The 13,652-nt window shown below is 34.2% G+C and carries 11 protein-coding genes; 4 read left to right on the top strand and 7 right to left on the bottom strand.

The features are described 5' to 3' along the window. Positions 1–5 precede the first annotated feature (5 nt). Positions 6–650, bottom strand: coding sequence for an orotate phosphoribosyltransferase (pyrE, locus tag FJ651_RS08250; RefSeq protein WP_140990034.1), 645 nt, complete (start codon positions 648–650; stop codon positions 6–8). Positions 651–751: 101 nt separating this feature from the next. Between pyrE and FJ651_RS08245 the strand changes: the two genes are divergently transcribed. Beyond that, positions 752–1,333 carry an NUDIX hydrolase gene (locus tag FJ651_RS08245; RefSeq protein WP_140990033.1) on the top strand — a complete coding sequence of 194 codons (582 nt, stop codon included), beginning with the start codon at positions 752–754 and terminating at the stop codon, positions 1,331–1,333. A 9-nt stretch (positions 1,334–1,342) separates the two neighbouring features. Here the strand turns inward: FJ651_RS08245 and FJ651_RS08240 are convergent, their stop codons facing one another. Next, entirely contained in the window at positions 1,343–3,076 is a 1,734-nt protein-coding gene (locus tag FJ651_RS08240) for a M14 family metallopeptidase (protein WP_140990032.1), read from the bottom strand. Between the two features lie 117 nt (positions 3,077–3,193). Here FJ651_RS08240 and ctlX point away from each other — a divergent pair, with 117 nt between their 5' ends. Further along, positions 3,194–4,126, top strand: a complete 933-nt coding sequence (gene ctlX, locus FJ651_RS08235) for a citrulline utilization hydrolase CtlX (protein ID WP_140990031.1) — start codon at positions 3,194–3,196, stop codon at positions 4,124–4,126. Between the two features lie 8 nt (positions 4,127–4,134). Here the strand turns inward: ctlX and FJ651_RS08230 are convergent, their stop codons facing one another. Then, complete coding sequence (locus tag FJ651_RS08230; protein ID WP_140990030.1) at positions 4,135–6,177, bottom strand: tetratricopeptide repeat-containing sensor histidine kinase; 2,043 nt, start codon at positions 6,175–6,177, stop codon at positions 4,135–4,137. Positions 6,178–6,642: 465 nt separating this feature from the next. Between FJ651_RS08230 and argS the strand changes: the two genes are divergently transcribed. Then, positions 6,643–8,415 carry an arginine--tRNA ligase gene (argS, locus tag FJ651_RS08225; RefSeq protein WP_140990029.1) on the top strand — a complete coding sequence of 591 codons (1,773 nt, stop codon included), beginning with the start codon at positions 6,643–6,645 and terminating at the stop codon, positions 8,413–8,415. 1 nt (position 8,416) lies between these two features. Here the strand turns inward: argS and FJ651_RS08220 are convergent, their stop codons facing one another. Both FJ651_RS08220 and FJ651_RS08215 read right to left on the bottom strand, forming a co-directional pair. Continuing rightward, complete coding sequence (locus tag FJ651_RS08220; protein ID WP_140990028.1) at positions 8,417–8,584, bottom strand: Lacal_2735 family protein; 168 nt, start codon at positions 8,582–8,584, stop codon at positions 8,417–8,419. A 90-nt stretch (positions 8,585–8,674) separates the two neighbouring features. Further along, the gene (locus FJ651_RS08215; protein ID WP_140990027.1) at positions 8,675–9,439 is read right to left on the bottom strand and encodes a bacteriorhodopsin-like; all 765 of its coding nucleotides are present in this window, start codon (positions 9,437–9,439) and stop codon (positions 8,675–8,677) included. A 97-nt stretch (positions 9,440–9,536) separates the two neighbouring features. Here FJ651_RS08215 and FJ651_RS08210 point away from each other — a divergent pair, with 97 nt between their 5' ends. Beyond that, positions 9,537–10,418 carry a Brp/Blh family beta-carotene 15,15'-dioxygenase gene (locus FJ651_RS08210; protein ID WP_140990026.1) on the top strand — a complete coding sequence of 294 codons (882 nt, stop codon included), beginning with the start codon at positions 9,537–9,539 and terminating at the stop codon, positions 10,416–10,418. On the opposite strand, the gene FJ651_RS08205 is transcribed toward FJ651_RS08210, so the two are convergent. Next, entirely contained in the window at positions 10,415–12,724 is a 2,310-nt protein-coding gene (locus FJ651_RS08205; protein ID WP_246085337.1) for a TonB-dependent receptor plug domain-containing protein, read from the bottom strand. The two genes, FJ651_RS08210 and FJ651_RS08205, sit on opposite strands and share 4 nt — an antisense overlap. Further along, positions 12,717–13,613, bottom strand: a complete 897-nt coding sequence (locus FJ651_RS08200) for a FecR family protein (RefSeq protein ID WP_140990025.1) — start codon at positions 13,611–13,613, stop codon at positions 12,717–12,719. Before FJ651_RS08200 ends, FJ651_RS08205 begins: the two co-directional genes overlap by 8 nt. Between the last annotated feature and the right edge of the window lie 39 nt (positions 13,614–13,652).

Here is a 13,652-nt window from a genome sequence, read left to right as displayed (position 1 = left end):
TATTTTTATTTATTCAACCAACCGGATGGATTAGCATTCCATTGAGAGAGGAATTCTTCATCTTCTGCCGAAATATAATTGGTTTCTTTAGCCTCTTTTATAAGATGATTGTAATTGCTAAGTGTATTGAGGCTTACGTTGTAATGCTTAAAATTTTCTTCAGCTTCACTAAAACCATAGGTGAAAATAGCAATCATTCCTAGCACATTGGCATCGTGCTCTTTTAGTGCCTTAACTGCATTTAGACTGCTTTTTCCGGTGCTAATTAAATCTTCTATGACCACCACTTTTTGCCCGGGCATTAATTTACCTTCTATTTGATTTTGTCTGCCGTGACCCTTAGGTTCGGGTCGCACATAAATAAAAGGTAATTTTAAAAATTCTGCAACCAACATACCTATACCTATTGCACCTGTGGCTACTCCGGCAATAACATCCGGTTTGCCGTAAGTATTAAGTAAAAATTCTGCCATTGTTTTACTAACGTAAGACCTGATTTCGGGATAGGATAAAACAATTCGGTTATCGCAATAAATAGGCGATTTCCAACCTGAGGCCCAAATAAAAGGTTTTTTTGGCTGTAATTTAATGGCCTCTATTTGTAATAAAAACGCCGCAGTTTGCTGTGCTATGTCTTTGGAGATTATCATAAGGCAAAATTACATTATTTATTGATTTGACTAAATGATATTTTATGTATTATTGTGTTTCGTACCTATTGCAGGCGCGCACCTTTATAAATGTATTTAATATGATTCAGATATATGTTGGTGATAAACCAATTATGTTAACAGATCAAATTTTTAAAGAAGACGGTTTTAAAAATTACCTTATAAAATCTGCCCCAATTGGTAATATTATAAAGCAGCTCAATGTTACCAAACTAAAAAGCGTTCATCTAATTCATCCCGACAAAAATCAATTATTGCCCGAATTATTTAAGTTATTGCCAATGATTAGAGCTGCTGGTGGAAAGGTAATTCACGAAAATAAAAAAGTGCTTTTCATTTATAGAAATGACAAATGGGATTTACCCAAAGGGCGAATCGAGAAAAATGAAAGCCTTGAGAAGGCAGCCATGCGCGAAATTGAAGAAGAAACAGGTGTTTCAAGCTTATCGATAACAAGACCTTTGCAGACCACCTATCATATTTTTAAGCGCAACGGAAAGCATGCTTTAAAAGAAACATTTTGGTTTGAAATGAAAACTAATTTTAAAGGGAACTTGGTCCCCGAAACGAGTGAAGGTATTACAAGTGTTGAATGGTTGGATAATTCCCAAATTGAAAAAGTTTTATCTAATAGTTATGCCAATATTAAAGGCTTGTTATAACATTCTTTCTTAGTTTATTCTGTAGACTGGGTATTGCATGTGTGCTTTTTCGTAAAAATCACTTTGTTTATGTAGCCAGTCTAGCTGAGCGTACCAATTTTTGGCAAAGTCAGGTTCTAAAGATTTTTTCATATTAAAAGCAATTTGCAGTCTTGGGTTTTGTGCAAATAACTCTATAATCTTGTCTTCCCAAACGTAAGGAGAAAATCCTTCTTTTTGCTGAAGAATGGTATCAAAAAAATTCCAGTTAAAGAAGGAATCTACTGCTTTTGGTTCCAGAGTTTCCAACAGATATCTTACTGCATTTTGTTTTGTTTCTATATAGTAATCTCCTTTTCTAAAGTTTATTTGTTTATTAAATACTTCAACCTTGGTGTTGTAGTGTGAATAATGACCTTCATAGGCTGATGTTCTGGTTTTGTAGTCTGTAATTCTGTAACTTTCAACTTCAATGATTGTGTCGGTTTTGAATCTGTTCAACTCCACGTGATTTATTTCTAAAAGTTCAATAACATCATGCCAACCTTGAGGAATAACATAAGCTTTTGGTATGGCTACACTATCTGAAGGCTTAAAATAATTTTTGTAAACCACTTCTTTTTCAAAAGGTTTGCTGCTATTATATTTTAATCTGGGCAATCCTGTTACTGTGCTGGTAATATTTTCAGCTTCAAAGCCTTTAAAATTTAATATGCTTGATTTAGTGGTGTCTAACTCCCAGTTCAACGGATAAAAATCTCCGGCATTATAGCTTATTGCCTGTTTATTTCTTAAGTCTTTAATGACTTCACTATCGTTATCAACAATTTGCAACATTGATGCCATGAGCTCGTAAGCGCCTTCAACACGTTGTTGATATGGTTTTAGCATATGTGTTTCTACCATCATTCCTAAGCAATTAAAAAGTGTAGTGTATCCGGTTGAATAACGCGGTGAATCAAAAAATTGAGAAAATCCACTTTCGGGTGTTCTGTTAAAAACATTTACATAGGGTGTAATAATCCAATCTTTGTTGTTTAAAGATTGTTCTAATTTGGGCATTAATTGATCGTTCAAATAAATGCCTAATTCACCACCTAATTTATTGTGTTGCGTGAACAAATGGGTTAAGGTGTATTGATAATCGGCGCCATTACTTACATGGTTGTCTATAAAAACATCTGGGTTTACCGTGTGAAATATTTCCGCGAACGTTTTGGCGTTCTTGGTATCGCTTTTTATAAAATCACGATTGAGATCATAATTTCTGGCGTTGCCTCTAAAACCGTATTCTAACGGACCATTTTGATTGGTTCGTGTGGTGTTGTTTCGGTTAAGACTTCCGCCTATGTTATATATTGGGATGGTGGTTAATACTACGTTTTTTGGCATTTTAATAGTACCGTTGGCCAAATCTCTAAACAACATCATGGTCGCGTCAATACCATCTGATTCGCCTGGGTGAATACCGTTATTGATAAGAATTATTCTTTTGTCTTTTGCAATGGTTCTAAAATTAAATTCGGCATCGGGATTTAGCGTTACAAGATGCAAAGGAAACCCGGAGTCGGTGGTTCCAAAACTATCAACTTTAATAGATTTAAACGTTTTTTCAAGTGCTTTATAGTAGTTTATTGTTTCTTGATAAGTAGCTGTTTCAATTCCGTTTGACTTTTCAAATTTGGTTGTAAAGTCAAAATTTATATCATTTTTTTCAGAACAACTGAACATCACAAAAATTACAAGAGATAAATATTTTTTCATCTTTTTTATAAAATTGACATCAAACATAATCAATTTGCTCGTAAAAATTATGTCACACTTCAATACAATGGGGTTTAAATAATTTATTTTTGTATCTTAAATTATGCGTTAACAAATATGGCTCAAGCTACCAATACCATTTTAATGATAAGACCTGTTCATTTTAGAATGAATGAACAGACCGCGGTAAATAATTACTTTCAGGAAGATTTGAATTTAAAAAATGCTGAAATTAATAAAAAGGCGCAACAAGAATTTGATGATTTTGTGCAGGTATTGAGATCCAATGGTGTTAATGTGATAGTTGAAAGCGATGACGAATTGCTAGATACACCAGATTCTATTTTCCCGAACAATTGGGTGAGTTTTCATGAAAATGGCGATGTAGCCGTCTATCCGATGTTTGCTGAAAACCGTAGAAAGGAACGTCGTGAAGAAGTCTTTATGACCCTGGAGCGTGAAGGTTTTAAAATTGAAAACATCATTGATTATAGCAGCGCAGAAGACGAAGGTTTGTTTTTGGAAGGTACCGGCAGCTTAGTTTTGGACCGCGAAAATAAAATAGCTTATTGTGCACTGTCACCAAGAGCCGATGAAGATTTATTTATAGAGTTTTGCGAAGATTTCGATTACTTTCCCGTGGTATTTACAGCTTATCAAACTGCAGATAACCAAAGATTACCTATATATCACACCAATGTTATGATGTGTATTGGGTCTAAAATTGCAGTAATTTGTTTAGACAGTATCGACAATAAAAAAGAACGCAAGCAAGTACTTCAACATTTAAAAAACACCGGTAAAACAATTATTGCCATTACCGAATCTCAAATGCATCAGTTTGCGGGTAATATGTTGCAATTAAAAGGTTTAAATAATCAAGACTTATTAGTGATGAGCAAATCTGCTCACGATAGCTTAACGCAAGAACAAAAAACGACTATAGAACAGCACTGTAAAATTGTGTCTTCGTCTTTAGAAACTATTGAAACTTGTGGCGGCGGCAGTGCTCGTTGTATGATGGCTGAGGTGTTTCTGCCTAAGTCTTAATAAGAGATTTATTTGACTGCTTTAGGCAGTTCGACAAAAAATTTACTGCCAACATTAGGTGTGCTTTCAACCCAAATTTTGCCATTATTGAGCTCAACCAGTTCTTTACAAATCGTTAAACCTAAACCGGTACCTTTTTCGTTTTTGGTACCTATGGTGGTAAAGGCGTCGTTTTTAAACAATTTATCCATATTTTCTTTTGAAATACCAACGCCCGTATCTTCCACGCTCAATCTTACTTTATCACCAAAATCTTGACTGCTAACAGTAATGACATCTCCAACGCGGCTAAATTTAACTGCATTGGTCAGCAAATTTTGAATTACAATTTCAATCATGCTGCGATCTGCATAAACATGGTCTCTTTGAGACTCGTCTATTACAGCCAATCTTTTTTGTTCTGCTTTTTGTTCGATGAGACTAATTTTTGTTTGAAAAACCTCTTGTATATTAAATAATTCAGGTTTTGGTTCTAAATTTTGCATTTGAGATTTAGACCAATTTAATAAATTATAAAGAAGCAATGAGGCGTTGTTGGCATTTTCACTTAATTCGGGTATCAATTCGTTAAACTCTTCTTTGGTAATACTGTCTTCTTTAAGTAAGTCTAAAAATCCTTTAATTGACGAGATTGAATCTTTTAAATCGTGAGACACAATTGAAAACAGTCTGTCTTTAACTTTGTTGATTTCTTCTAAGTGCTGCGTTTGTTCTAAAATAACAGCGTTGTGCTCTGTAAGTTGTTTATTTTTTGCTGCCAAACCAATTTGAGCTTGTTTAGCTTTGTTGTATTGAGTTCCGGTTACAAATAAACTTATCAAAGCAATTAACAAACCAATTCCCAACAAATAAGTGGCTATTTCATATTTTTTGTCTATCTCAGATTTTGAGGTAATATGGTCTGTTTCGTTAGTTATTGAACTGTCTAAAATTGATTCGGCTGTACTGTTTTCTGTTTCTTCAAAGGTTTGTGGTTGCCTTTCTGCAGTTAAGGTTTCTTTTAGGTTAAAGTATTTGCGTTGCCAGTTAAATGCATTTTGATAAAAACCACGTGTAGAATCTAGTGCGATTTGTAAACGATAGTTTTTAAGAAGTTCGTTTTTATTGTTGGTTTGCTCCGCAATTGTAAGGGCTTCGGCCAATTGTATTTCGGCTAGTTTTAATTTGTTTTGTTCAATATTTAAGTTTCCTATGGCATTCAAAGAAATTAAAATTCCTTCTTGGTTTTTGGTTTCTCGGTTGTATTCTAAACCTTCAAGTAGGTAATTAGTGGCCTTATCATATTCTCTAAATTGTAAATATTCGTATCCAATTCTTGGTAATATTTCGCCTCTTAGGTCCTGATCAGTTTTAGGATTAAGTAAACTTAGCGTTTGTTCGTAGAACTCAATGGCCTTCCTATGTTCTTTTCTTTTAGAATATAACAGCGCAATATTTTTGGTAGACAATTTCATTCCGGTGCTATCACCAAGCTGTGTTCTAACTTTCAAGGCTTTTTGATTAAACTCAAGTGCTTTTTCAATTTGATTGGTTAGATGATAGGCTTCGGCTAAATTGCTGTAGGCTTTGCTCAATTCGTCTCTTAAATTTCTCTTTTCAAAAATAGCTATAGCCGACAGTGAATTTTTTAAGCCGGTACTGTAATTTCCACGTTTAATTTCAATGAGTCCAATACTGTTACTAACCTTGGCAATGCCTAAGGTGTCGTTTAATTGCGTGTAAAAATTTCTGGATTTATTATAATTGTCTAAAGCGTTGAAATAGTCGTTCTTGTCTGAATAAATCAAAGCGCGATAATAATTGGCCTCTGCATTTCCTTTGGTGTAGTTAATTTTAGAAGCCAGTTGCTGGGTTTGATCTATATATAGTAAGGCTTTTTTGTAATCTTCGGCTTTATAAAGTGCTTCAATAAGTTTTATAGAACTATCAACTTTGGCAGAATCTTTAGTTTGAAAGGCAATATCCAGTATAAGTTGATCTACTTGTTCGTTCTGGGCAGGAACAAACAGAGCAAACAACAGGGCAGTTAAAATCGTTAACTGCTGCTTCATGGCTGGTTAGTTTTAGTTGTGATATAAATGTGATGCCAACTTGCCTTGAGGGAATGGTTAAGTAAGTTCACAAAAAACCATAACAAAACTGTTATTGTTTTTTCATTAGGATTCATCAACGTTTGGGACCTTGATTTAATAGCCTTCCAAAAATCAACAAACATTATTACATATACTAATTTAGAGGATTTAATACCGAAAAATTAGATAAAATGAAAGTTGAATGATAAAAAAAATCCGACATGTCGATAAACTGCCAAAAAATTAGAGTAAATACACTTTTGTCGGCGAAATGCATAAATGTATTTAAAACTCACAAAAACAAACACATAGGTTTATAATTTGAATGAATTCAGAATTGCTTTTTTAGTCATTTTTGATGCTGGAAGAGCCGATTGATTGAAAGGTGTTCAAACATCAAATATTAATAAAAATAGTATCTTTGACGCCTTAAATAACATTCACATGACGCTTCAGCAAGTTCTGGAAATCGAAATTAAAAAAGCAGTTAAAACCACTTTTTCGGTAGATATTGAAACGGTCGAATTTCAAGCAACCCGCAAGGAATTTCCAGGTGATATTACAGTAGTCGTCTTTGGTTTGTTAAAATTTATTAAGGGTAATCCACAGGTTATCGGAGAACAAATTGGTGAGTTTTTGCAGCAAAATGTTGAAGTTGTTAAGGCTTTTAATGTGGTGAAGGGTTTTTTAAACCTCGAAATTGCAGATAGCTATTATTTGTCTTTTTTCAACGAGATAAAGAATTTGCAGAATTATGGATTTTCAAATAACAGCGGCCAATCTGTAATTGTTGAGTATTCATCGCCTAATACCAACAAACCTTTGCATTTGGGCCATGTGCGTAACGTGTTGTTGGGATACAGTGTTTCTGAAATTTTAAATGCTGCTGGCCACAAAGTTTACAAAACCCAAATTATAAACGACAGAGGTATTCATATCTGCAAGAGTATGCTGGCATGGCAACGCTTTGGTAATGGTGAAACACCAGAATCTACCGGGTTAAAAGGTGATAAACTGGTAGGTAATTATTACGTAAAATTTGATGCTGAATATAAAAAACAAATTGCACAACTAATTTCTGAAGGTTACACTGAAGAAGACGCCAAAAAAAATGCGCCTATCTTACTGGAAGCTCAAGAGATGCTTAGACAATGGGAAGCCGGTGATCCTGATGTGGTTGCTCTTTGGAAACAAATGAATAACTGGGTTTATGATGGCTTTGAAGTTACTTACCAAAACATTGGTGTTGATTTTGATAGTTATTATTATGAAAGCGAAACTTATTTGCTGGGTAAAGAATTTATTGCCGAAGGTTTAAAAAAAGGTGTTTTTTATAAAAAAGACGATGGCTCTGTTTGGTGCGATTTAACACCTGACGGTTTAGACGAAAAAATAGTCTTGCGTTCAGACGGTACCGCAGTGTACATGACTCAGGATATTGGCACCGCTATTCAGCGAATTAAAGATCATCATGATGTTACAGGAATGGTTTATACCGTTGGAAACGAGCAAGATTATCATTTTAAAGTGCTATTTTTAATTCTAAAAAAATTAGGATTTGACTGGGCCAAAAATTTATATCATTTAAGTTACGGAATGGTTGATTTACCAAGCGGTAAAATGAAAAGTCGCGAGGGTACGGTTGTCGATGCCGATGATTTAATGGACGAAATGACGCAAACCGCAGCCGAAATTTCTCAGGAATTGGGTAAACTAGAGGGCTATAGCGAGCAAGAAAAGCAAGATTTGTATAAAACTATCGGGTTAGGCGCTTTAAAATATTATATATTGAAGGTAGATCCGAAAAAGCGCATTTTATTTGATCCAAAGGAATCCATCGATTTTCAAGGTAATACCGGCCCGTTTATTCAGTATACTTATGCCAGAATTCAGTCTATTTTAAGAAAGGCTAATCTTGATGAAGCCTACCATGACGAGACTGTTGTTTTACATGAAAAAGAGAAAGAGCTTATTAAACAGCTACAATTGTTCCCTGAAGTAATCCAGAATGCCGCACAGAATTTTAGTCCGGCGTTAGTTGCCAACTATATTTACGATTTGGTAAAATCGTTTAATACATTTTATCAAAACGTGTCAATTTTGGGTGCCGATTCCAAAAATGAGAAACTATTTAGGGTACAATTAGCCAATTGTGTAGCCAATACTATTAAATCGGCTTGTAGCTTATTGGGTATTAGTGTACCCGAAAGAATGTAATTTACTTTTTGAGAGCTTCAATTTTTTCTAAAACTGCTTGCGCTTCGGCTTGCTTTTTATCGCTGGCACTTCTGTTAGTTTTTGAAAGTTCAAAAGCTTCTTTTAGTAATTTTTTGTATTCTTTTTGAAGCGCTTCTTCAGGAGATTGTTTTTTAAATAATCCGAACATAACTAATAAATTTAAAATTTGACTTAAAGAATAAAGGCTACTCTCATTAAAAGAGCAGCCTTTAAACTTCTAACTAATAAATGATATATTTTATGCTTCTACTTTAGTTTGTGATGCCACTGCGGCAGCATAAACAACCAAACCAAAACCAATTTTGTTGACGGCGTCACCAATGTTGTAAACTACGTTCATTGACATTTGAGCGGCATCGATGTCTGATACTAATTGTAAGCCAAATAAACCACCTTCGGTTCCTAAAATGTAGCCTAATGGATAAATCGCCCATCCAACTAATACGAACCAGCATAATACCTTGTGTGCTTTTAATACTGCGCCACCGGCTGTTTCGGCTAATTTTTTAGCTTCGCCAAACCATACGATGTAAACAATTACAAAGTATGCAATACCTGAAATTAATCCCCATACCCACTGCATAGTTGGGTTACCAATTGCGATAGCTTCACCAAAGTAACCGGTTACTAGCATCACAACAGACCAGAAAATCAATTTCCACATTAAGCCAACTTTCGCGCCAGCTACACGTAAAATTAAGAAAAATTCAACACACATTAATGGCACAGTTAATACCCAATCCACATATCTAAAGAATGTTGGGGACTCACCTACTTGATCCCAATAATCTCTCATGTAGAAGTAGTGTACTGCTGCAATAAAGGTAATTAAACCTGACACTAGAACCGAAGTTCTCCATTTTTTATCAAATTGATTTAATGATAAAAAGAAAAAGGCTGAAGCAGCCATCATTGCCATACTTCCTACGAAAAAAGTAAAGCCTACGTAATCATCGGTTGCAATTTTGCTTACATCACCGATAGCATAAAATAAATTATTCATAATATTGTTAATTAGTTATTTTGTTTAGGTAAATTTACAAAAGTTTAAACACAAAATGTTTAAAATTTTGTGAAAAAAAATAAACGTAAGAAAAATAATGAGTTCAACACATCAAAAAATACAGTCAATACGCATAGTTTCAACATTTTTCGGTTTGTGGATATCGGCTTATCTTTTGGGAGGTTTTGAAAATTATGTAGCCTTTTTCCTCATATTTTCACTCGGAATTTTGCATGGATCAAATGATATTACACTTATAAAACGAGCTTATGGATCTGAAAATCTCACTTTTTTTAAGGTGTTGACTTCATATATAATGCTGATAGGTTTAGGTACTGCCTTGTTTTTTTTAGTGCCTATGCTCGCCTTAATAATATTTATTGTATTTAGTGCTTATCATTTTGGTGAACAACATTTTCACTTTTTACAAGTTAAAAATACCATCAGTGCGTATTTATTTTATTTTGGATATGGGCTTTTTGTTATTACCTTAATATTATATCTTAATGCAAGTGATGCTTTGCGTATTATCAATCAGATGATTGGTGTTGTTGTGGTGCTTGATGTTTTACGATGGACTTTACTAGCATCTGCAATACTTACCCTAGTAACCGGGACGATGGTCTATATCAAACAAAAGTTCAATGTGTTTTTAGAACTATTTTATTTGTTACTTTTTTCTGTTGTGTTTTTTATAGCTTCGTTAATATGGTCTTTTACGTTATATTTTATTCTTTGGCATTCTTTACCATCATTGGCCGATCAGGTGGAGTTTTTGTATAAGGAAGTAACTAAAGAGACAATTGTAAGGTACATTAGGGCTTCTTTTATTTATTGGTTACTTTCGGTTGTGGGATTTTTTGTGTTGGTTCAATTCTTTAAAGACAATCCAACGGTGATGCTGTCTTTTTTCTTTTCGTTCTTAGCTGCCATTACATTTCCGCATGTTCTGGTCATGCATAAAATTTTAAAACATTAAAGTGTAATTCGCGCAAAAAAGTTGGGTGTAATGCCAAGTGACAAATTTTCAACCTTAACGGGTTGATTGCTTTCGTTGACGTAATAATAAGTGTTAATGACATTTTTAGTATTAAAGACATTCCAAACCGATGCGCCTAAATCCAGCTTAGTTCTTTTTGAAATATTTAAACTGTAACTCGCAGAAGCATCTACCCTTAAATAATCTTGAGTTGTACTGTTATTAGGGCTTTCAAAATTTATTCTATTGTTGAATACTTTATTTCCGGTTACCGGCCTGGTAATTGGTAAACCCGAGTGCCAATTAACACCCGATGATAATTTAAAGTTATTGACATTATAATTTATACCGAAATTTACCAAATGCTCAATTTCAAAATTGTTTCTGAAAGGTTCGCCATTATTTAAATTAGCAAATTGATATTGATTGTCGTTAAAGGTATAACTCAACCATGAACTCAGCTTGCCATTCTGGTAGTTAATCAAGAATTCAGCACCCTTTACGGTATAACCACCAATATCTGTTATAAATTGAAACTGGTTTTGAAACGCCTGACTTCGGGCAGTTATACCTGTAACTTCTTTGTAAAAACCCTCAGCATTGATAAAAAGATTATTTTTTTTAAATGAAATCCCTGCCGAAGCTTGTTTGCTTTTTACAATTGGTATACTGGAGTTGTTCGATAAAATCCATCTTCGTTTTTCAACCCCTAAAAAATCGTTTTGTAAATCTATGATTTGAGTGGTTGTCTGACTTTTAAATTCACCTAACAATTCAAATTTAAAATAGTTGGCAAACCGCTGGCTAAAGGCAAATCTGGGTTCCAAAAGATAGGTGTCAAATTTTTGAAAGGCATTTACTCTGCCGCCACCTCTAATAATGGTATTTCCGTTGTTAGATTTAAAAGTTGCTTCAGCATAACCTGAATGACTTCTTATCACTTCCTTTATAAAACTTCTAAATAACGGATTGTTAACATCTTCGAGATTGGTAATACCAACTTCGTTAAATTGATAGCCAAAATTTATATCAAGAATTTCAAGAGGCTTATAATTCAGATTTAATTTAACAGCGCCATCTAAAACCTCGTTGGCCTGAATGAGTCGTTGATTGTTGATGATATCGAAATTTGTGGCGTCTAATTGATAATCGGTGATGTAAAATTGTGCCTCGGTATTAATCTTGTCACTCCATTTACGGTTATAAGTAAAGCTGCCGGCCAGCGTACTTTGGGTTAGTGAACTTGTTAATGATTGGTCGCCAATACTAATAGCTGCGGTTTCCTGATAGTCTACGGTATTGAAAAAGTTGATAAAACTCATGTTTATTTTGTCTTTTTCACTCAAATTCATCAATAATTTGGCGTTAACATCATAGAAGTAAAAATTTTCATCTTGTGTAAGTGTTTGATTTGAAGCAGCCGTTCGACTTAAATCAGAATCTTGAAAAACCCTGTCAAAATAGTTGTTAAAGGTTGGTGTTGAAATTAAATCGGTTATAGATCTTCTTGCCGACAGTTGAAATTCAATATTTTTATTTAGAGGTACTTCAGCAAAAACATCGCCATAAATCATGTTAATGCCGGCACCAATTTTGGTTTCTTCTCCAACCTCGGTTGAGGTTTGCATGTTTAAAATACTGCTCACACCGTCGCCGTAAAAAGCACTTGAACCATTTTTAATAACCGATACATTTTTGGTGAGGTACGGATTGAATGCAGAAATCAACCCGAAGAAATGTCCGGATTGGTACATCTTCATACCGTCAAAAACAATTAAGTTTTGATCGTTGGTTCCACCGCGTACATTCAAGTTAGAAACCGTTTCGTCTGTACTTGTAATTCCCGGTAAAGACTGTAAAATGAGTAACACATCGGGCTCAACCAAACCGGGTAAAATTCCAAATTTTTCGGGTTTAATATTGAAACTACCCAACGACTTTTTAGAAACACCAGAAGTTATGTAGTTGCTAACTAAAATCTCGTCTAAAGTTTGGTCTAAAAAGGTTTCTAACTTGTTGATGACTTTTACTGCAATAAAACGCTCATTTAAAATGGTGAAGGAAACAGATGCGCTAAGTTTAATAATATCTAATGCTTCGTTTAAGTTAAGTTCATCACCCGGAATGGCAGATAACATATTTTCAATGGCGCTTGGGTTGTATGAAAACCTTACATCATAACGTTTTTCAAGCGACCTTAAGACAGCTTCTAAGGCGATTTTTTCGTCATTTTGGGCTTTCAAATGATTATTGAAAACACCAAATAATATAATAACAAATATTAACTTTATTAAAGTTTTACTCACGTAAAATAGTGATTACATTATTGTCGATTTTGTAGGTGAGATTTAAGGGTATGGTTATAGATTTTAGAGCCAGTTCTAAATTGGTATGCGTAAAGGTTCCATTAAATAAAACAGATTTTTCAATATTAGAACTATTAATTGTAATGTTATACTGACGTTCTAATTCTTCAAAAACCAAATGAACAGGTACGTTTTCAAATGAGCTTTCATTAGATAACCATGAAGGTAATTTTGCCGAAGCATCCGAAAGTTTTTCAATATTGCCATCAACTACTCGAAAACTTTCACCTGGTTTTAGAACATAAGATTCGTTTTTGGTTTCAACACCAACAGATCCTTCAAAACAATAAACTTCAAAATAATTAGCTCTTTGTTTTACGTTAAATTCTGTACCCAGAACGCTTACTGTTCCGGCAGAAGTAACCACGTTGAACTTTGAGCCTTTGGCTACTTTAAAAAATGCTTCACCTTCTAGATTTACCAATCTGTTTTTATCCCAGCTTCTTTTGTTAAACGATAGGGAAGAGGCTGCATTTAAAGTAATTTGAGAGTCATCGGGTAAATAGGTGTCAATTTGCTGAGCAATGGTTGTTTGATAGGTGGTTTCCAAACCTGAAACATAAAAATATAAACCAAAAGCAACAACTAAAACGGCTGCAACTCGCATCATCGGTTTTAGCCAATTTGTACTCTTGGTTTTGCGGCTTTCAATCTGTTGTAGCGCAGATTTTAGTTCAACTTCGGCGTTATATTGTGGTGCTTTAAAACGCTGCATACTATGGTCTAACTTAATTAAATCTTCGTAGTCTTCGAGTTGTGTAAAGGCTTCGAATTCAGTTTGATTTAGCTCGTTGTCTAACCATTTTTTTATGAGTTCTTCATGTGTCATAATTCACGTATTTCAACTATATAACAGGTAAGTTAAAAA

Source organism: Paucihalobacter ruber (genome assembly GCF_006494535.1).
Lineage (GTDB): Bacteria > Bacteroidota > Bacteroidia > Flavobacteriales > Flavobacteriaceae > Paucihalobacter > Paucihalobacter ruber.
This window is presented reverse-complemented; position numbering and strand designations above follow the sequence as displayed.